The organism is Asanoa sp. NPDC049573 (assembly GCF_040676615.1).
GTDB lineage: Bacteria > Actinomycetota > Actinomycetes > Mycobacteriales > Micromonosporaceae > Asanoa.
Window position 1 is genome coordinate 78,551 of the sequence record NZ_JBFAPI010000015.1, and the last position, 18,580, is coordinate 97,130.

The following is an 18,580-nucleotide window of genomic DNA, read 5'->3' on the forward strand; positions in this document are numbered from 1 at the left end:
GGGTACGCGCGCGCGACGATGCGCGGCGTGTTGGAACCGGGCTGTTTACCTGACCGCCCCCGCGGTCAAGCCGGATCTGATCTGCCGTTGGAAGATGACGTACGCGGCGAGCACCGGGAGCATCGCGATGGTGAGGCCGGCGAACAGGCCGCTCCAGTCGCTGCGGTAGCCCTGGCTCACCGAGAGCGCGGCCAGCCCCTGTGCCAGGACGTAGCGGTCCGGATCGGGGTTGAGCACGAGCGGCAGCAGGTACTGGTTCCACAGGCCGAGGAAATTGAAGATGCCGACCGTGACCAGGCCGGGGCGGGCCAACGGGAGCATCACCCGGAAGAACACGCCCCAGTGCGAGCAGCCGTCCAGGAACGCGGCCTCGGCCAGGGCGGTCGGCAGCGTGCGGAAGAACGCGTGCAGGAAGAAGATGGTGAACGGCAGCGCGTAGGCGGTGTAGACGAGGATCAGCCCGGGATAGGTGCCGAGCAGGCCGAGTTGCTTGACCACGAAGAACAGCGGCACGAGCGCGAGGAACACCGGGAACAGCAGGCCGGCGACGAACACGAAATAGACCAGCCGGTTGCCGCGGAACGGATAGCGGGCCAGGGCGTAGGCGGTGGTGGCGCCGAGCGCCATGGTGAGCAGCAGTGCGCCGCCGACCACCAGCGCGCTGTTGCCGAAGTACCGCCCGATCTGGGCCTGGTTCCAGGCTCGCGACCAGTTGTCGAAGTGCGGCGTCGCCGGCAGCGTCCAGGGCGAGGTCAGGATCTCCCGGTCGGTCTTGAGCGAGCTGACCACCGCCCAGAGCAGCGGCAGCGTGACGACCAGCGCCCAGGCGACGAGGAACGCGTGTGCCCGTCTCATGCCAGCTCCACCCGTTCCTTGCGGCCGGCCCGCATCGCGATGACCGCGAGCGTGAGGGTGAGGAAGAACAGCGCGACGCCCATCGCGGCGGCGTAGCCGAACCGGCTGAAGGTGAACGCGTTGCGGTAGAGGCCGAGCCCGATCACCTCGGTGGCGTCGTCCGGCCCACCCGGCCCGACGGTCATCACCTGCACGACCGCGAAGCCGTCGAGGGCGAGCACGCCGAGATAGACGAACGCGACCTGGACGGTGTCGCGCAGCAGCGGCAGCACGATCCGCCACAGGGTGACGAGCCGGCCGGCGCCGTCGAGCGTCGCGGCCTCGATGATCTCCGTTGGTATGGAGCCCATCGCGGCCGCGAACAGCACCATGTAGAAGCCGACCGACGACCAGATCAGCACCGCCATCACCGCCCACAGCGCCAGGTGGGGGTCGCCCAGCCAGGTGTGCGCCAGGCTGCCCAGCCCGATGCCGCGGAGCAGGCCGTTGAGCAGGCCGTCGTTGGGGTGGTAAACGAACTGCCAGAGCAGCGCGATGATCGGCAGCGAGAGCAACTGGGGAAAGAAGTAGGCGGTCTGGTAGGACGTGGCGCCGCGGATCGCCGAACCGCGGCGCCCGCCGAACGTGACCAGGACCGCGAGGAGCAGGCCGAGCCCGATGGTGACCGCCGGCACGACGACGAGCATCACCCCGTTGTTGCGCAGCGCCGCCAGGAACAGCGGGTCGTGCGCGAGGCGGGTGAAGTTGTCGAGACCGACGAAGTTGACCTGGCCGGAAACACCGGTCCAGTCGGTCAGCGACAGGTAGAACGCCTGCGCGTAGGGGGAGAGGACGAACACCGCGTAGAGCGCCAGCGCGGGAAGGATCGCGCCGGCCAGGAAGCGGTGCCGGCCGTGCCGGGTCGGTGTCATCGCTACCGCTGGTATTTCTTCGTGGCGCTGTCGGCTGCGACGGCGTCGGCCGCCTTCTGCACCCGGGTGGACCACTGCGCCGGGGTGATCCGTTTGGTGGCCAACTCACCGGTGGCGTCGTCGACCGCCTTGGCCAGCGGGGCATACCAGGTGCGGAACCGGTAGGTGAAGGTGTTGGGGCCGGCGGCGTCGACCGCCGTCTTCACCGAGCCCAGGCCGCTGCTCAGGGTCAGCCCCTCCAGCGCGCCGGCCACGCTCGGCATCGTGCTGTTGAGCTCGGCGAACCGCTTGGCCGCGGTGGTGGAGAACAGGATACGCAGGAAGTCGAGGCCGCCGCGCGGGTTCTTGGCCTTGGCCGGCACGATGAACGACTCGCTGCTGGCCGCCTGCAACGCGGTCTGCGGCAGCTTGTCGCCGCCGGACAGCGCCGGGGTCGGCGCCATCACCATGTCGAAGCCGGCCGGCGTGACGCCCTTCTGCTCGGCCTCCAGCCACGATCCACAAGGGATGAACGCGACCTGGCCCTGCGACCAGGCCGCCTGGGCCTCGGTGTGCGAGAGGGCCTCGCTGCCGGACAGGATGTAGCCCTTGCCGGCCAGCTCGGCGATCGCGGTGGCCGCGTCGACCAGCGGCGCCTGTTTCCACGCGCCCGGTTCGAGGTTGTCGACGGCCTTGACCAGATCGGGGCCGCCGGCCTTGGCCGCCATCGCGAGCAGCGGGTCGTTGAGATACTCCGGATATTTGCCCTGGTAGGTCCAGGGCGCGACGCCGGCCTTCTTGATCTGCTCGCAGAGCGCGAGCATCGCGTCCCAGGTGGTCGGGAAGGTCCAGCCGTTCTTCTCGAACAACGGCTTCGAATACCACAGACCCCAGACGGTGTACGTGAAGTTGAGCGCCTGCACCTTGCCGTCGAACGTGCCGTCGTCGGCCACGCCCGGCAGCAAGGTGTCGCGCACCTTCTTGCCCGGATCGTCGAGCGCCGGCGCGTCGAGCAACTCGGCCAGGTCGGTCAGCTTGCCGGCGCCGACCAGGGTGGCCAGGTCGAGCCGACCGGCGCCGGTGTTGTCGACCACGTCCGGCGGGGTGTCGGCCACGAACCGGGGCTGCAGCGCCTCGCCGACCTTCTGGATGCCCTTGTGGTCGACCGTCGCGCCGGCGTGCTTCTGCTTGTAGAGGGCCTCGGCGTTGACCGCGTACTCGTCGCCGTAGCCGCCCTTGAAGATGACCACCTCGAGCGGGGTCTTGTCGGGCACGCCGAGCGGGTTCTCCGCGGTCCTCGCGCCCGCGCCGGCGTTGGTCGTCTCGTCGTCGCCGCCGGTGACGCAGCCGCCCAGGATCGGCAGGGCCGCGCCGGCCACCGCCGCACCGAGCACCGCCCGCCGGTTGGGGTAACGTCTGAGCTGGGAAGAGAGGTTCATAGCTGGGTCTCGCCTTCTCGATCAGGCGGTACGCCGGATGCGCCCGGCGTACCGCGCTTCAAGCTCTCGGTTGTGTTCGTCGCCGCCCGGCACGTTGTAGGAGAGGTAGACCGGTGGGGTCTCGCCGGCCTCGACCATCCGGGCCACCACCTCGCACACCACCTGCTGCGCGAGCACCGCACCGGTGACCGACGAGATCGCGCCGACCGAAGGTGCTTGGTCGGGAGACAGCGCCGGGTCGAGCGGGAGGGCCGTGTCGCCGTAGGGCGCGCCGTTGTCGAGCACCACGTCGGCCAGGTCGGCCAGGCGCTTGCCGGACGGGTGCTTGGTTGGCACGGCGAGGCTGTGTGTCAACGACGTGACCGCGACCAGGCCGTGCCCGTTTTCCTTGACCAGCCGGGCCAACTCGACCACGACACCGTTGACCCCCGAGTTCGACGCGATCACGAACACGTCGTCGGGCTTGACCGGCGCGAGTTCGTAGAGCCGGCGGGCCACGGACGGGTCGCGCTCCAGGAACGGCTCGTCGAGGACGGACCGGTCGGCGCCGCCGAACAGCACCAGGTCGCGCAGCGCGATCCGGTTGCTGGCCACCAGGCCGCCGGCCCGGCCGGCGATCTCCATGGCCAGCGCCTCGGAGTGGCCGGCGCCGAACGCCTGCACCACGCCACCCGCGCGCAGCGCAGCGGTTATCAGGTCGGCGGCACGGCGTACCGCGTCGCTCTGGGTCCTGGCGACCTGGTCGATCGCGGCCGTGACGGCCGCGAGATAGCTCTCCGCGCCGATCGTCATGATCCCTCCGGGGTTCTCGTGCGCTTGCGGGGTAGGCGGTGCGCGTCGACGGCGCGGGCGGTCACCTCGAACGCTTCGGTGGTGCGCTCGTAGGTGCGCTGCGCGACGGCGACGTAGATCAGGTCGAGCACCAGGAGTTGGCTGTGCAGCGCGGAGAGCGCGGCGAGCCGGAACGTGGTCTCCTGCACGGCGGTGGTCATCACCACGTCGGCGACCTCGGCCAGCGGCGAGCGGGGGAACGAGGTGATCGCGACCGTCAGCGCGCCGTGGTCGGCGGCCTCGCTGAGCACCTCGATCACCTCTCGGGTCCGTCCACTGTGTGATATCCCGACGGCGACGTCGCCCGGGCCGAGGAGCGCCGCGTTGGTCAGGGCGGTGTGCGGGTCGCAGCGGTGCCAGCAGGGCACCCGGATGCGCTCGAGCCGGAACGCCATCTCCCGGGCCGCGTTGCCGGAGCTGCCCAGGCCGAACAGTTCGACCCGTTGCGCGGTGGCGACCGCGGCCGAGACCCGCTCGACCGCGGCCAGGTCGACCTGGCCTGCGGTGTCCTGGATGGCCCGGGCGTCGGCGCTGGCGACCACGTCGAGCACCCGGTCGAGAGGTGCGCCCGGGGTTATCTCGTGGTCGATGTCGGTGTCCCAGCGGGCCTGTGCGGCGCGGCCGGTCTCGGTGGCCACGGCCACCCGCAGTTCGGCGTAGCCGCGATAGCCGAAGAACCGGCAGAAACGGGTGATGGTCGCGGTCGACGTGCCGGCGCGCTCGGCGAGGTCGACGATCGTCGTCCGCGCCATCTCCTCTGGCTCGCCGAGGATCTGCTCGGCGACCCGCTGGAGGGCATCCGGGAGCGTCGGCAGTTCGGTGCGCACCCGGCCCAGCAGCCCGGTCTCGGCCATGCGGGCATTCCTTTCGATCGTGTTCGATGGTGAACAAAATTATTGCCGTGATGGCATCCGCGTCAAGATGTTTTACATAGATGATCGCGAACTCTTGCTTTGGCGGTCGACCGGGGCGGAGCATGTGTGGCGTGACAGAGGCGCTGGTGATCGGCGGCGACTGCGGCGGCACCAGCACCCGCGTCGTGGTGACCACACTCGACGGTGTCGTGGTCGGGCGGGGCAACGGCGGCCCCGGCAACCCGGTGGCGCGGCCGCCGGAAGAGGCCGCGGCCGCGCTGGTCGGCGCCGTCGGCGCGGCTCTGGGAGATCTGGAACCGCACCGGGTGGCCGCTGCTGTGGTCGGGGTGGCCGGCTACAGCCGCCTGGACACGCCCGAGGGTGCGGCGGTCTACGCGGCGGCCTGGCAGACGACCGGTGTCCCGGTCTCGCTGCGCACGGTCGGCGACGCGGTGGTGGCCTACGCCGCCGGCGGCCACGACACCCCATCCGGCTCGGTGCTCATCGCGGGCACGGGGGCCATCGCCTGCGAGATCGTCGACTGGACGGTCGGCCGACGCGTCGACGGCCTCGGCTGGCTGCTCGGCGACGAGGGGTCGGGTTTCTGGTTCGGCCTCGAGGCGGCCCGGCACGCCGCGCGGGCGTTGCACGCCGGCACCGCCGACGACCTGACGTCGGCGGTGCACGCCGCGGTCGGCGGGGTGGGTCCGGGCGGGTTCGTGAGCGCGTTCTACGCGCTGGCTCGCGACAAGATGGCCGCCCTCGCGCCGATCCTGTTCGACGCGGCCCGGGCCGGCGACCCCGCGGCCGGTGCCATCGTCGCCGACGGAGCCCGCCGGCTTGCCGGCACGCTGCTCACGCTGGCCCCGGGCGACGGGCCGGTGGTCCTCGCCGGCGGCCTGCTCACCGGCGTCCCCGAGTTGCGAGCGGCGGTCCAGGCCCGCCTGCGCGAGGCGATCGGCCGCGAGGCCGTGCTCGCCGGCGACGCGGCACTGGCCGCGGCCCGCCTCGCGGCGGTCAGCCTCGGAGCCTGATCGGCTCCGACGGCCCACGCCGGCCGGCCCTTGCGGCGGTCAGCCTCGGAGCGTGATCGGCTCCGACGGCCCGCGCCGGCCGGCCCTTGCGGCGGTCAGCCTTCGAGGGTGATCGTCTCCCGCGGGCTGCCCGGTTGGGCCGGATCCGCGAACGGCTGGCACGGCACGTCGTTGATCGTGACCGGGCCGGGGCGGGTGCCGCTGATCCGGACGCAGAGGCGCACCAGGGCGTGGGTGTGCGGGCCCAACAGGCCGGCGTCGCCGCTGTCGTCGAAACCGGCGTCGATCTCGACCTGGCCCGGCCCCGGGGTGCGGCTGGCGAAGACGAAGCCGGTGCCGCTCTGGACCTGCTCGACCGCGTCGGCCAACAGGTCCTGATCGTCGGCGGGCTGGTAGTCGACGCCACCGAGCAGGGCGGCCACGTTGTCGCGGGCCTCGTGGGCCCGCGCGCGGGCTCGCTGCGACGCCTGGTCGAGCGCCGCCTCCTGGGCCGAGCCGCACCCGGCCACGACGATGACGAGGCACAGCGCCGCGAGGAGGCGGAGGAGCCTCCTCGCGGCGCCGCGGTGAACGTGTCGGGTCATAGCCCCATCTTGTTCTGGGCCGTGTCGGTGAACACCTGGCCGTAGATCGCCGCGCCCGGCGTCTTCGGGTGGAACGACTGTTGCGAGACGCCGCGGGTGTTCCAGTCGACCGGCAGCCAGTCGGGCAGCGGCCCGTTCTCACCCTTGGTCAACTGGGTGACGATGCCGTGGATGTTCTCCGGGTTGCCGCAGATGCCCTTGCCCGCGAACGCGCTGATCGGGTTGGCGAACCAGATCGGGATGTTGTTGGGCGCGGACTTCATCTCGTTGACCAGCGAGTCCATCATGCCGGCGAGCTCGTCGCCCATCTGGTTGAGCCAGGGCGCCTCCTCGGTGCCGATGCCGATGATGCACTGGCCCAGGCCCTCGAGCAGCTTGGGGTAGCCCATCAGCATGATCTTGGCGTTCTTGGCCTTCTTGTGTATCTCCTGGATCACCGTCTTGATGGAGTCCTTGACCTTGCCCTGGATCAGCTCGTGCTCAGCGTCCGCCATGTTCTTCGTGTCGCCGTCGAGCGTCGAGTCCTGACATAGCTGCAGGAATGTGCCATAGACGCATTGCTCGAACACCGGGCTGAAGCGGGCGTCGTTGCCACCGATCGAGAACACCACGAGCGTCGTGTTGTCGTCGAGGAAACCCGAGTCGAGTTGTGGCACCTCGCCCCAGTTGTCGGTGCCCAGCTGCCCGAACGCGTTGGACGGTGGCGAGCTCACCGAATACCACGGCAGCATCCACTCGGTCTCGGCCCAGGCGCACGCGCCGAAATGGAAGTCCAGCGTGAAGTCGAACTCGTCGGCCCGCTGCCCGATGGTCTTCGAGTTGTCGGAGAGCTTGCCCTGCCGGGGCCAGGCGTTGCGCGACCGGTGGCAGACGTTCCGCGTCTTCGTCACGTCGCCGTCGGGCGTGAACTCCGTGACCTTGTAGTCGGATTCCCGGTAGTAGTCGGCGCCGTCGGTGCTCGACGCGCCCTCGCCCGACGTGTAGGAGTCACCCAGCGCCACCACCTGGTGCCGCGGCTTGCCGGGCAGCTTCTGGAAAGCGATCGCGTCCCAGGCGATGTCTTCGTCGCCATCGCCGTCGTGCGTCATGTTCGACAGTTCGACGAACGGGATGCCCTCGAACTTGAAGGCACCGAGCGAGACCCACCGATGCTCACGGGTACGTTGCGGCAGGTAACGCTCGATCGCCGGACCACCGCCGCCGAGGTTGATTTTGTATTGCGCCTGTCTGGTGTGCGCGCCCTGGTCGGGCATGTGCACCATCACCCGGGCCCAGGTGTTGCCGAGGCTCTGGTTGAGCGTCCACCTACCGGTGACTTTCATCTTCTGGTTATTGGAAGTGTCCGTCCTGGTGTGTGCGAAGTAGAAATGCCCGGCGAACCCGCCGCCGATCTGGTGGAAGTCGACTTTCGACGGATACAGGTTGCCGTCGTTGCCGAACGCCCAGGTCAACGAGCCGGAATTGGTGAAACCGCGGTCGCAGTTGGGCCTCACCGAGGGCACGTTGTCGCCGACGTCGTCGATGACCAGCGTGTTGGGCGGCAGACCGAGGTTCGACGAGCAGCGCGGCGCGTACGAGGTGGCATCGTCCTGATAGGCGTAGCCCGGGTCGAAGCGGAGCACCTCGTACCCCATCTGGTCCGGGTTCTTCCAGGTCGTCGGCTGGTTCCACCAGCAGCGCAGGTCGTACTGTCCGGCCAGGTTCTGGTGTGCGCACGGCCCAGCCGGCTCGCTGGCCAGATCCGGCGCGGTCGGCTTGATCTTCTGGCCGGGGAAGCACTGGTTGCTGGCCGTGCAGAACAGGTCGACCGGCGGCTTGACGGCGGCACGGTTCGCCACCGAGGTCCACCAGGACGCCCGGTATCCCGAGACGTAGGTATCCGGCCCCTCCAGCAGGTCCGGCGGATGCCCCGCGAAGCCGAGCACCTTCTCCGGGTAGGGCCAGCGCTGGGGTTGCCGGGCGTCGTCGTAGCCGGCCTCCAGGAACGCGGAGCGGTTGGCCGGGTATCTCGGGTTGACCGGGTTGTTGGCCCAACCCACGCCCCACGGCTGTCCGCCGCCGGTGTCGGGGTAGAAGCCGCTGTTGTAGGCCCAGATGGCGAAGAACCAGCTCTCCAGCTTCGCCGGGTCGCCGTTGCCGATGATCAGCCCACCGCCGCGGGTCTGGTTCCACTTGTCCTGCAGGATCCGCACCCCGGCCGCGATGTTGGCGGCGAAGTCGAGCGCGACCGCCCGCTGGTGGTCGTAGGGCAGCGCCACCTCGCCGGGCTTCGTGAAGCCTTGCGCGCGCATGCCGTCGGTGACCTGGGCGACGCCGTAGCCACAGTCGGCCTTGTCCCAGTGGATGTCCCAGTCGTTGGCTGTGTCGGTGTCGTAGATCTCCCGCCCGTAGAAGTTGCCGATCAACGGGTTGGCGGTGACACCGGGCACGGCCACGTTGGAGGCCTGCCAGAGGTTCGACTCCTGGGCCAGGATGCCGAGGAAGACCTGCGCCGGCACCCGGCCGCCGCCGGACAGCGGAATCTGCGGGAACAACTGCAGCGGCGAGTACGCCGGCATGTCGAGGTTCTTCCAGTTGGCCGGGCGGGCCGCGTACGGCGTGTTGGTGATCGCCTGGTCGACCGCCCACTCGACCTGCCGCGGCTTGGGCTGCAGGACCTGGTTACGCGGGTCGTTGCGCTGCACCGAGCAGTAGGCGTCGGTGTCGACGGGATTGTTCGGCGACCCAGGCGACCAGGTGCCCCGGCCGAGGGACAGGGCCGGGCTGAGCGCGTTGCCGGCGCCCACCGGGTCGGGGGCCGACGCACGGGACTGGACGCCGGAGGGCTGACCGTCGGCGGCCGGCAGCACGCCGAACGCGACGTTCTCACCCGTGCCGAGCACCTTCGCCTCGATCCGCACCGGCCGTGGGCCTGCCGGGTCCTCGGTCCCCGACAGCTTGGTGACGCCGTTGATGGCGACCCGCCCAAGCGACGACACCTCGGCCCGCGGGTCGGCGGCGATCCGGGTCACCTCGGCCGGCAGCGTGGCGACACTGCTCGGCGTGCCGGTCAGGAACACCCGGCCGTGGGTGCCGGCGGCCACGCCGACCGTGCTCAGCGTGCCCGTGGCCAGCGTGCGTGTCCTGCCGTCGGCGCCGAGCCGCCGCACCCGGGCGTTGTCGCGGTCGCGATCGAGGTAGACGACTCCGCCACCGGCGTCGGCTTTCACGTCGAAGGCGGTACCGCGGGTCTCGGCGACCGTGGTCAGGCGGCCGTCCGGCGCCACCTTGACCAGCCTTCCGCTGCCCGCGGCGACGATGCCGGTGCTGGTCGGCACGGCCGAGGTCAGCTCCGTCGCCACTTCGGTCGACCGGCCCAGTTTGGTGGCGCTCGCGTCGAGTTCGATCAGCCGCGAGCGGTTGCGCGACGTGCGCTCGTCCTGCTCGCCGCCGAGTTGGGTGACGACCGCCTGCTCACCGGCGCCACACCCCGGGTTGAAGTAGGCCAGCGTCGACAGGATGGGCAGCTTGGTGACCCGGCCGCTGGCCAGGTCGACGACCGCGGTGAACCCGCCCCGGTCGAACAGGTCGACGCGGTTGGTGAAGGAACGCGGCGCGTAGACCACGACCAGGCGGTTGCCGGAGGCGGTCAGGCAGGCGTTGCCGACCCACTGGTCGCTGTCGAAACCCTGCTCGACCAGGGTGGTGACGGTGCGCCACTGATAGCCGGTGCTGGCCTTGGCGACCAGGACGTGGAAGCCGGCGGCGTCACCGGTGGTGGTCCAGGCCAGATCGGCGGAGGTACGCCAGTCGGGCGGCAGCACCCGGGCTCGGTCGGCCGGCGGCACCGCGCCGGGTGGCGGCGGGGTCGGCTCCGCCGTGGAGCCGGTGCCGGGGTCGGGCGGCGGCTTCGGTGCCGCCGAGGCAGACATCGGGACGAGGATGGCGAGCGCGGTCAGGGCGGCGAGCGGGATGGCGCGCAGCCACGATCGACGACACATCCGCGACCTCCTTCTGGTGGAGGGCGTCGTTGAAGGACGTGCCGGACGATCTCAGCCGGATCTATCCGCGACCTATCGCGCGCTACATGCGGATGCGGGCGTTCCCCGGGTCGTACATTGGGCGCAGCGAGCAGCGGGCCGGGACGATCCGGTCGGCGACCTCGACCGTCCACTCGCCACCGTCGAGCCAACCCTGGTCGAGCGCCCCGCCGTCGGCCCGGTCCAGCATCGCGAGGCCCACCGCGCCGCCCAGCGTGAAGCCGTAGGAGGCGGCGCGGACGTAGCCGACCGGCACGCCGTCGCGGCGGACCACCTCGCCGTGGAACATCAGCGGGTCGGGGTCGGTCAGCAGCACCTGCACCAGGCGGCGACGCAGTGGGCCGGCGGCCTTGCGAGCCAGCACCGCGTCGCGGCCGACGAAGCCGCCGGGCTTGTCGAGGGCGACCGCGAAGCCGAGGCCGGCCTCCAGCACCGAATCGGTGTTGTCGATGTCGTGCCCGTAGTCGCGGTAGCCTTTCTCCATCCGCAGGCTGGACAGCGCCTTGAGACCGGCGTGCCGCAGGCCGACGGGCGCGCCGGCCGCGGTCAACCGGTCGTAGACGTGCACCGCCTGCTCGGCCGGGACGTAGAGCTCGTAGCCGAGTTCGCCGAGATAGGTGATCCGGACGCAGAGCACCCGGGCGAAGCCGAGGTCGATCTCGCGTGCGGTGCGGAACGGGAACGCCTCGTCGGACAGGTCGGCGCTGGTCACCGACCGGAGCAGTTCCCGCGAGCGCGGGCCCTGGATGTTGAGCTGGGCGTAGCCGCCGGTGACGTCGGTGACGAACGCGTGCCGACCCGTGAACGCACGCTCCATCATGGATAGTGCGTGCCGGTGTGCGGTGTCGGACGCGACCACCCAGAACGCGTCGTCGTCGAGCTTGGTGACGGTCAGGTCGGCTTCGAGGTTCCCGCCCTCGTTGAGCCACTGGGTGTAGGTGATCCTTTCGGGCTCGCCGTTCACCGCGCCGGCCGACAGGTGGTCGAGCGCGGCGCCCGCCTCCTCGCCCCGCACGAGGTATTTGGACATGAACGACATGTCCATCAGGATCACGCCCTCGCGCGCGGCGCGGTGCTCGGCTTCCCAGTAGGGGAACCAGTTCTGCCGGCCCCAGGAGAGTTTCTCGACGTTCGGCTCGGCGCCCTCCGGCGCGTACCAGTCGGCGCCCTCCCAACCGCTCACGTCGCGGAAGTAGGCGCGCTGGGCGACCAGCCGCTCGTGCACCGGCGAGAGCTTCGCGCCGCGCGCGGTCTTCATCGACAGGCCGGGGAAGTGGGTGGCATAGACCTTGCCCAACGACTCGACCGTACGCGTCGCGCGATAGTCCGGTGTGGACTGATAGCGCTCCAGCCGGTCGATGTTCATCCCGGTGACGTCGATGTCAGGCTTGCCGTCGACGATCCACTGCGCCACCGACCGGCCGATCCCCCCGCCGGTCAGGATGCCGATCGAGTTGAGGCCGGCCGCGACGAAATAGTTGCGCAGTTCCGGCGCCTCGCCGACGATCGGCGACAGGTCGGGCGTGAACGACTCCGGGCCGCAGAAGAACGTGCGCACGCCGGCGTCGCCGGTGATCGGCACCCGGGCCATCGCCTTTTCCAGGTAGGGCGCCATCCGGTCCCAGTCCGGCGGGATCGTGCCGAACGAGAAGGTTTCCGGCACCCGGTCGACGTGCCAGGGCGCGCACTCGGCCTCGAAGAGCCCGACCATCAGGCCGGCGCCCTCCTCGCGGTAGTAGCCGTAGGAGGACGGGTCCTCCAGCACCGGCAGGTCGCCGGAGACGCCGTCGATCGGCTCGGTGATCAGGTAGTAGTGCTCGGCGGCCTGCAGCGGCACGCTCACGCCGGCCTGCTCGGCGAGTTGCCGGGCCCACACGCCGGCGCAGTTGACCACGTACTCGGCTTCGATGTCGCCCTGCGGTGTGCGTACGCCGGTGACGGTCCTGCCCTTGCGCAGGATGCCGGTGACCGGCACGCCCTCGATGATCGTCGCGCCGCGCAGCCGGGCGCCCTTACCGAGCGCCATGGTCACGTCGACCGGGTTGGCCCGCCCGTCGTCGGCGACGTAGAAGCCGGCCAGCAGGTCGTCGGTGCGGGCGAGCGGGAACAGCTCCTTGATCTCGCCGGGGCCGATCTCCTGCACGTCGATGCCGCAGTAGCGGTTGAACGCCGAGACCCGGCGGTATTCCTCCAACCGGTCGGCGTCGGCGGCCACCTCGATGAAGCCGACCTGCTTGAGCCCGGTCGCCTGGCCGGTCTCCACCTCCAGCCGCGCGTAGAGGTCGCGGGTGTATTTCCGCATCTCGGTCGAGGTCTCCGAGAGCGAGCCGAAGGTGACCATGAGGCCGGCGGCGTGCCAGGTGGTGCCCGAGGTCAACTTGTCGCGTTCGAGCAGCACGATGTCGGTCCAGCCGAGGGCGGCCAGATGGTAGGCGACCGACGTGCCGATCACCCCACCGCCGATCACCACGACGCGCGCACGCTGCGGAATAGCCACGCCAGCCTCCTTCAATTGCCGACGATGGTAGACACACCCCCGTGCGGAATGAGGTGGCACGGTGAAGATCACGACGCGGAACGCGACGTTTCAGCAGTGGCACGCGCTGTTGACCAACCGGAGCAAGCGGCACCGGGCGGGCGAGTTCCTGGTGCAGGGGGTACGCCCGATCAGCCTCGCGGCCGAACACGGTTGGGAGATCCGCCAGTTGATCTTCCCGGCCGGCCGACGGCTGTCCACGTGGGCGACCGGGTTGTTGGACAAGGTCCCCGAGTCCGTCGAGATGGACCCGGAGCTGCACGCCGAGCTGGGCGAGAAGGAAGACGCCGAGTTGGTCGCCGTGGTCGGGTTGCCGCCGGACCGGTTGGACCGGCTCGGCCACCATGTGCCCGATCGGGCCGGGGCGCCGCTCTACGTGCTCTTCGACCGGCCCGCCTCGCCCGGCAACGTGGGCACGCTGATCCGGTCGGCCGACGCCTTCGGCGCCGAGGGGCTGATCGTCAGCGGGCACGCCGCCGATCCCTACGACCCGCGGTCGGTGCGGGCCAGCACAGGGTCGATCTTCGCGTTGCCGGTGGTGCGGGTGGCGGCGGCGGCCGAGGTGCTGGAGTGGGCGGCGCCGCTGCGCCTGGTCGGCACCGACGAGCGGTCGACCACCGAGGTCGCCGACGCCGACCTGCGCGGCCCGACGCTGCTCCTGGTCGGCAACGAGACGCAGGGACTGAGCAGCGCCTGGCGGCAGGCCGCCGACGAGATGGTGCGCATCCCGATCGGTGGCGCGGCGTCGTCCCTCAACGCGGCGGCCGCGGCCACGATCGTGTTGTACGAGGCCGCCCGCCAGCGCACCCGCCGCGAGCCCTGAGGGGCCCTCCTGTCGGCCACGGCCGGCCAGGCCGGCTGTGCCGGTCACTGGCGCGTACATGCCAAAACATGTAGCCACATGCTTTGGCATGTACGCGGCGTCAACCCTCCGCCCGGACCGCGACACCCCGGACGGCCAGGCCGGCCGTGCCGGTCACCGTCGTGGCCGGCCTGGGCGGCCCAGGGCCCGCGTCCCCGGCTCAGCGGACGCCGACCACCGCGGCGTCGGTGCCGCCGCGCCAGGCCAGGCCGACCTCGGCGAAGCCGGCGTCGCGCAGGGCGGCCTGGTGCCAGGTGGCCGGCGGGACCCAGTCGTTGTGCTCGGTGCTGGGGAAGATCTTCTGGCGTTCGGCATAGCGGGGAGCCAGCGTCTCGTCCCGGCCGACCAGCTCCCACCACGCCGGCCAGGAGGTCGCGGCGCCGGCCGCGTAGCGCGCGTCGCGGCGCTCACGGGCCCGGTCGCGCAGCGTCTTGCTCAGGCCCGGCAACCCTTCGTCGGGCATGTGGTCGGCGTTGATCAACACGCCGCCGGGCCGGAGCAGCCGGCCGACCTCGCTGTAGAGGGCGGCCAGTCGCTCCTCGTCGAGCCAGTGCAGGGCGGTGGCGCTGAGCACAGCGTCGTAGTCGTCGTGCGGCAGGTCGGCCGACCACGACGGCGCACGCAGGTCGGCGCTGACGATCGCGGTGCGGTCGTCGAGGCTGGCCCGGGCGATCGTCAGCAGCACCGGGTCGACGTCGACCAGGGTGGTGGTGCCGCGGGGGAACCGACGCAGGGTGCGCAGTGAGATCGAGCCGGTGCCGCCGGCCAGGTCGAGCACCCGGGGCGCCGGGCCGGCGACGGCCTCGACGATGTCGAGCATCGCGGTGAACCGCGCTTCGCGGTCAGGCAGGAACGCCTCCTGCTGGCGGTCCCAGCTCTCCTGCCACGCGGCCGCGTCAAGGTAAGGACTCATAGCGCTTGACGATAGTTACACACAACCGGTCTTGTCCATTGTTTCCCGTCGCTGCCCAGGGGTATCTCCCGTTTCCGAGAAGGGAGGTCGACGTGACCACACCATCAGGAGGCAACCTCCCGGCCGCCGCGGCCGGCGCGTTCATCGCCGGCGGGCTGACCGATGACGAGACCGAGGCCCCGGAACAGGGCGAAACCGTCGGCGCGAGCGACGCCGAGGCCGACCGCGCCCGGGCCGAGGGAAGGCAGATCCCGGCCGGCGCCACCCGCGACAGCGACGGCGTGCCGGTGGGCGACGCCGACGCCGCCGAGGACGCCCGGCGGACCGGCGCCGACCCCGACCGGGTCTGATCTTGTCGGGCGGGGCGGGTCGCGAGATAGCGTCGGTGAGGTGACAGACACTTCGCCGCATGACCTGCCCCGCACGGTCGGGGAGTTGCGTGCCGCCGGCCACACCTATCGCACGGTCAAGGACGAACTCCGGGCCAACCTGCTGGACCGGATGCGCACCGGTCAGCCCCGGTTCCCGGGCATCGTCGGCTACGACCAGACCGTCCTGCCCGAGGTCGAACGGGCCATCCTGGCCGGACACGACATGGTCCTGCTCGGCGAGCGGGGCCAGGGCAAGACCCGGCTGATCCGGTCGCTGGTCGAACTGCTCGACGAGTGGACCCCGGTGATCCCGGGCTCCGAGATCAACGAACACCCGCTCAACCCCGTGACGCCGTCGTCCCGCCGCTCCGTCGAGGAGAACGGGGACGACCAGCCGGTCGCCTGGCTGCACCGGTCGATGCGCTACGGCGAGAAGCTGGCCACCCCGGACACCAGCGTCGGTGACCTGGTCGGCGACGTCGACCCGATCCGGGTCGCGCAGGGCCGAACCCTCGGCGACCCGGAGACCATCCACTTCGGCCTGGTGCCGCGCACCAACCGCGGCATCTTCGCCGTCAACGAGCTGCCCGACCTGGCCGAGCGGATCCAGGTCAGCCTGCTCAACGTCCTCGAGGAGCGCGACATCCAGATCCGCGGCTACCAGCTGCGGCTGCCGCTCGACGTGCTGCTGGTCGCCAGCGCCAACCCCGAGGACTACACCAACCGCGGCCGGATCATCACGCCGCTCAAGGACCGGTTCGGCGCCGAGATCCGCACCCACTACCCGCTCGAACTCGACCTCGAGCTCGACCTGGTGCGCCAGGAGGCTTCACTGGTCGCCGCCGTACCAGAGCATGTTCTGGAGGTCCTGGCCCGGTTCGCCCGCGGGGTGCGCGAGTCGCCCTCGGTCGACGCCCGGTCCGGTGTCTCCGCCCGGTTCCCGATCGCCGCGGCCGAGACGGTCGCCGCCGCCGCGCTGCGCCGCTCCGGGCTGCTCGGCGAAGACCAGGCGGTCGCCCGGATCGGCGACGCCGAGTCGGTGACCAGCACGTTGCGCGGCAAGGTCGAGTTCGAGAGCGGCGAAGAGGGGCGCGAGGTCGAGATCCTGGCCCACCTGCTGCGTACGGCGACCGCAGAGACCTTCCGGGCCCGGCTCGCCGGGCTCGACCTGTCGAGCTTCGTCAACCTGGTCGCCGAGGGCGACATCATCGAGACTGGCGAGCTGGTGCCGGCCGACGAGATCCTGCGCCAGGTCGGCACCCTGCCGGGCCTGGCCAAGGTGCTCGACCGGCTGGGCCTGGGCGACGCGCCGACCCGCGGCGAGGCGGCCGCCGGCGTCGAGTTCGTGCTCGAAGGCCTGCACCTGACCCGGCGGATGTCCAAGGCCAGCGGCGACGGCCGGACGATGTACGGCAGCCGGGGATGAGAAGCAACCGCTACGGCGCGTGGGCGGGCGGGCCGGACCCGCTCGCCCCGCCCTACGACGTGCGCGGCGCGGTCGACGACGTCGGCGCCGAGGTGCTCGACGGCGGCTCGTTGCGGGACGCGTTGCGCAACCTGTTGCGCCGCGGTCCGGGCGACCGCGGCGGGCTCGACGACCTGCAGGCACGGGCCCGCCGGATGCGCCGCGACGCGATGCGCCGCGGCCAGCTCGACGGCGCGGTCACCAGGGCGCAGCAGCTCCTCGACCAGGCCCTGGCGGCGGAGCGCGAGGAGCTGGCCGGCCGGGACGACGACGCGGCCCGGTTCAACGAGGCGATCCTCGACAACCTGCCACGGTCGACGGCGCGGGCCGTCGAGGAGCTCTCGGACTATCAGTGGGCCAGCGAGGAGGGCCGGCAGCGCTACCAGGAGATCCTCGACGGGCTCCGGCGTGACGTGGTCGAGCAGCGGTTCCGCGGCATGCGCGAGTCGTTGCAGGACCCGGCCGCCCAGCAGGCCGTGGCCGAGATGATGCGCGACCTCAACGCCCTGCTCGAGCGGCACGCCCGGGGCGAGGACACCACCGACCAGTTCGCCGAGTTCATGCGCCGGCACGGCGACTACTTCCCGGAGAACCCGCAAACCGTCGACGAGCTGGTCGACGCGTTGGCTCGCCGGGCCGCGGCCGGGGAGCGCTTGATGCGGTCGCTGTCGCCGCAGCAGCGCGACGAGCTGGCTTCGCTGATGCAGCAGGCCCTGGGCAACGGCGACCTGGCTCGGGAGATGAGCGCCCTGACCGACAACCTGCGTGCGCTCCGGCCCGAGCTGGGCTGGGACCGCCGGGAACGGATGCGCGGCGAGGAGCCGCTGGGCTACGGCGAGGCGACCGGCGCGCTGGAGGAGATCGGTGAGCTCGACGACCTGATCGACCAGCTCGGCCAGGAGCACCCCGGCGCGACGCTGGACGACGTCGACGTGGAGGCGGTCGAGCGGGCCCTCGGGCGGTCGGCTGCCGACGACGTACGCCGGCTTCAGGAACTGGAGCGGGAGATGCGCCGGCAGGGCTGGGTGACCCGCACCGCCGACGGCCTGACCCTCTCGCCGAAGGCGTTGCGCCGGCTCGGTGGCACCGCGCTGCGCCGGGTGTTCGCCGACCTGACCGCGGGCCGGCGGGGGCAGCACGATTTGCGCGACGCGGGTGCGGCCGGCGAGGTGACCGGGGCTTCCCGGCCCTGGGAGTACGGCGACGAGCAGCCGCTCGACGTGGTGCGCACGCTGACCCGGGCGGTGGCCCGGGGCGGCGCCGGGGTGCCGGTCGCGCTGTCGGTCGACGACTTCGAGGTGGTGGAGACCGAGCGGCGCGCCTCGGCGGCCGTGGCCGTCTGCGTCGACCTGTCCTACTCGATGGTCGCCGAGGGCCGGTGGGGCCCGATGAAGCAGACCGCGCTGGCCCTGTCGCACCTCGTGGCGACCCGGTTCCCGCAGGACGCGCTGCAGATCATCGGCTTCGGCCGGTCGGCGGCGCCGCTGTCGCAGGCCGAACTCGCCGCCGTCGAGCCCGACTACGAGCAGGGCACCAACCTGCACGACGCGCTCCGCCAGGCCGGCCGCCACCTGCGCAAGCACCCCGGCGCCGAGCCGGTCGTGCTGGTGGTCACCGACGGCGAGCCGACCGCGCACGTCGACGACGACGGCTATCCGGTGTTCATGTGGCCGCCGACCCGGGAAACGATCGCGGCGACGGTGCAGGAGGTGGACCGCCTGACCCGCTACGGCGCCACCATCAACCTGTTCATGCTCGGCGAGGACGAGGGTTTGAAGCGGTTCGTCGACGCCGTGGCCCGACGCAGCGGCGGGCGGGTGTTCACCCCGTCCTCCGACGACCTGGGTGCCTACGTGGTCTCCGACTACATCCGCGCCCGGCGCGGGCGGCGCGCGGCCCGCGCCGCCTGAGCCAGCCACCGGCGGCG

The 18,580-nt window shown here is 71.4% G+C and carries 14 protein-coding genes; 5 read left to right on the forward strand and 9 right to left on the reverse strand.

Features of this window, described 5'->3' with window-relative positions:
* Window positions 1–45 precede the first annotated feature (45 nt).
* From AB0J74_RS28475 to AB0J74_RS28495, 5 genes are read right to left on the reverse strand one after another with little or no spacing between them, the layout of a single operon-like run.
* A complete protein-coding gene (locus AB0J74_RS28475) occupies window positions 46–855 on the reverse strand; it encodes a carbohydrate ABC transporter permease (protein WP_363453260.1) in 810 nt (269 codons plus the stop codon).
* A complete protein-coding gene (locus AB0J74_RS28480; protein WP_363453262.1) occupies window positions 852–1,766 on the reverse strand; it encodes a sugar ABC transporter permease in 915 nt (304 codons plus the stop codon). Before AB0J74_RS28480 ends, AB0J74_RS28475 begins: the two co-directional genes overlap by 4 nt.
* Before the next feature lie 2 nt (window positions 1,767–1,768).
* Window positions 1,769–3,184, reverse strand: coding sequence for an N-acetylglucosamine/diacetylchitobiose ABC transporter substrate-binding protein (gene ngcE / locus AB0J74_RS28485; protein ID WP_363453264.1), 1,416 nt, complete (start codon window positions 3,182–3,184; stop codon window positions 1,769–1,771).
* 21 nt (window positions 3,185–3,205) lie between these two features.
* Window positions 3,206–3,976 carry an SIS domain-containing protein gene (locus AB0J74_RS28490; protein WP_363453266.1) on the reverse strand — a complete coding sequence of 257 codons (771 nt, stop codon included), beginning with the start codon at window positions 3,974–3,976 and terminating at the stop codon, window positions 3,206–3,208.
* A complete protein-coding gene (locus AB0J74_RS28495; RefSeq protein ID WP_363453268.1) occupies window positions 3,973–4,869 on the reverse strand; it encodes a MurR/RpiR family transcriptional regulator in 897 nt (298 codons plus the stop codon). The genes AB0J74_RS28490 and AB0J74_RS28495 overlap by 4 nt, the downstream gene beginning before the upstream one ends.
* A 131-nt stretch (window positions 4,870–5,000) precedes the next feature.
* Here AB0J74_RS28495 and AB0J74_RS28500 point away from each other — a divergent pair, with 131 nt between their 5' ends.
* Window positions 5,001–5,903, forward strand: coding sequence for a BadF/BadG/BcrA/BcrD ATPase family protein (locus AB0J74_RS28500; protein WP_363453270.1), 903 nt, complete (start codon window positions 5,001–5,003; stop codon window positions 5,901–5,903).
* 95 nt (window positions 5,904–5,998) lie between these two features.
* Here the strand turns inward: AB0J74_RS28500 and AB0J74_RS28505 are convergent, their stop codons facing one another.
* From AB0J74_RS28505 to AB0J74_RS28515, 3 genes are all read right to left on the reverse strand, one after another.
* A complete protein-coding gene (locus AB0J74_RS28505; protein ID WP_363453272.1) occupies window positions 5,999–6,487 on the reverse strand; it encodes a hypothetical protein in 489 nt (162 codons plus the stop codon).
* On the reverse strand, window positions 6,484–10,467 hold the full coding sequence (locus AB0J74_RS28510; protein WP_363453274.1) for a hypothetical protein: 3,984 nt from the start codon (window positions 10,465–10,467) through the stop codon (window positions 6,484–6,486). Before AB0J74_RS28510 ends, AB0J74_RS28505 begins: the two co-directional genes overlap by 4 nt.
* A gap of 82 nt (window positions 10,468–10,549) precedes the next feature.
* Window positions 10,550–13,003, reverse strand: a complete 2,454-nt coding sequence (locus tag AB0J74_RS28515) for an FAD-dependent oxidoreductase (protein ID WP_363453276.1) — start codon at window positions 13,001–13,003, stop codon at window positions 10,550–10,552.
* A gap of 61 nt (window positions 13,004–13,064) precedes the next feature.
* On the opposite strand from AB0J74_RS28515, the gene AB0J74_RS28520 reads away from it, so the two are divergent.
* Window positions 13,065–13,865, forward strand: a complete 801-nt coding sequence (locus AB0J74_RS28520) for a TrmH family RNA methyltransferase (RefSeq protein ID WP_363453278.1) — start codon at window positions 13,065–13,067, stop codon at window positions 13,863–13,865.
* Between the two features lie 199 nt (window positions 13,866–14,064).
* Here AB0J74_RS28520 and AB0J74_RS28525 read toward each other — a convergent pair whose 3' ends face one another.
* Window positions 14,065–14,817 carry a class I SAM-dependent methyltransferase gene (locus AB0J74_RS28525; protein ID WP_363453280.1) on the reverse strand — a complete coding sequence of 251 codons (753 nt, stop codon included), beginning with the start codon at window positions 14,815–14,817 and terminating at the stop codon, window positions 14,065–14,067.
* 92 nt (window positions 14,818–14,909) lie between these two features.
* On the opposite strand from AB0J74_RS28525, the gene AB0J74_RS28530 reads away from it, so the two are divergent.
* The 3 genes from AB0J74_RS28530 to AB0J74_RS28540 are packed head-to-tail and all read left to right on the forward strand — an operon-like array spanning window position 14,910 to window position 18,563.
* Window positions 14,910–15,167 carry a hypothetical protein gene (locus AB0J74_RS28530; RefSeq protein ID WP_363453282.1) on the forward strand — a complete coding sequence of 86 codons (258 nt, stop codon included), beginning with the start codon at window positions 14,910–14,912 and terminating at the stop codon, window positions 15,165–15,167.
* A 40-nt stretch (window positions 15,168–15,207) separates the two neighbouring features.
* Window positions 15,208–16,614: a sigma 54-interacting transcriptional regulator gene (locus AB0J74_RS28535; protein WP_363453284.1), complete on the forward strand. Its 1,407-nt coding sequence runs from the start codon at window positions 15,208–15,210 to the stop codon at window positions 16,612–16,614.
* Entirely contained in the window at window positions 16,611–18,563 is a 1,953-nt protein-coding gene (locus AB0J74_RS28540; RefSeq protein ID WP_363453286.1) for a hypothetical protein, read from the forward strand. Before AB0J74_RS28535 ends, AB0J74_RS28540 begins: the two co-directional genes overlap by 4 nt.
* Window positions 18,564–18,580: the final 17 nt, after the last annotated feature.

Excerpts from the sequence above, each read along its gene's own strand:
- AB0J74_RS28475 (WP_363453260.1), bottom strand. The coding sequence starts at position 855 with ATGAGACGGGCACACGCGTTCCTCGTCGCCTGGGCGCTGGTCGTCACG.
- AB0J74_RS28480 (WP_363453262.1), bottom strand. The coding sequence starts at position 1,766 with ATGACACCGACCCGGCACGGCCGGCACCGCTTCCTGGCCGGCGCGATC.
- ngcE (WP_363453264.1), bottom strand. The coding sequence starts at position 3,184 with ATGAACCTCTCTTCCCAGCTCAGACGTTACCCCAACCGGCGGGCGGTG.
- AB0J74_RS28490 (WP_363453266.1), bottom strand. The coding sequence starts at position 3,976 with ATGACGATCGGCGCGGAGAGCTATCTCGCGGCCGTCACGGCCGCGATC.
- AB0J74_RS28495 (WP_363453268.1), bottom strand. The coding sequence starts at position 4,869 with ATGGCCGAGACCGGGCTGCTGGGCCGGGTGCGCACCGAACTGCCGACG.
- AB0J74_RS28505 (WP_363453272.1), bottom strand. The coding sequence starts at position 6,487 with ATGACCCGACACGTTCACCGCGGCGCCGCGAGGAGGCTCCTCCGCCTC.
- AB0J74_RS28510 (WP_363453274.1), bottom strand. The coding sequence starts at position 10,467 with ATGTGTCGTCGATCGTGGCTGCGCGCCATCCCGCTCGCCGCCCTGACC.
- AB0J74_RS28525 (WP_363453280.1), bottom strand. The coding sequence starts at position 14,817 with ATGAGTCCTTACCTTGACGCGGCCGCGTGGCAGGAGAGCTGGGACCGC.
- AB0J74_RS28540 (WP_363453286.1), top strand. The coding sequence starts at position 16,611 with ATGAGAAGCAACCGCTACGGCGCGTGGGCGGGCGGGCCGGACCCGCTC.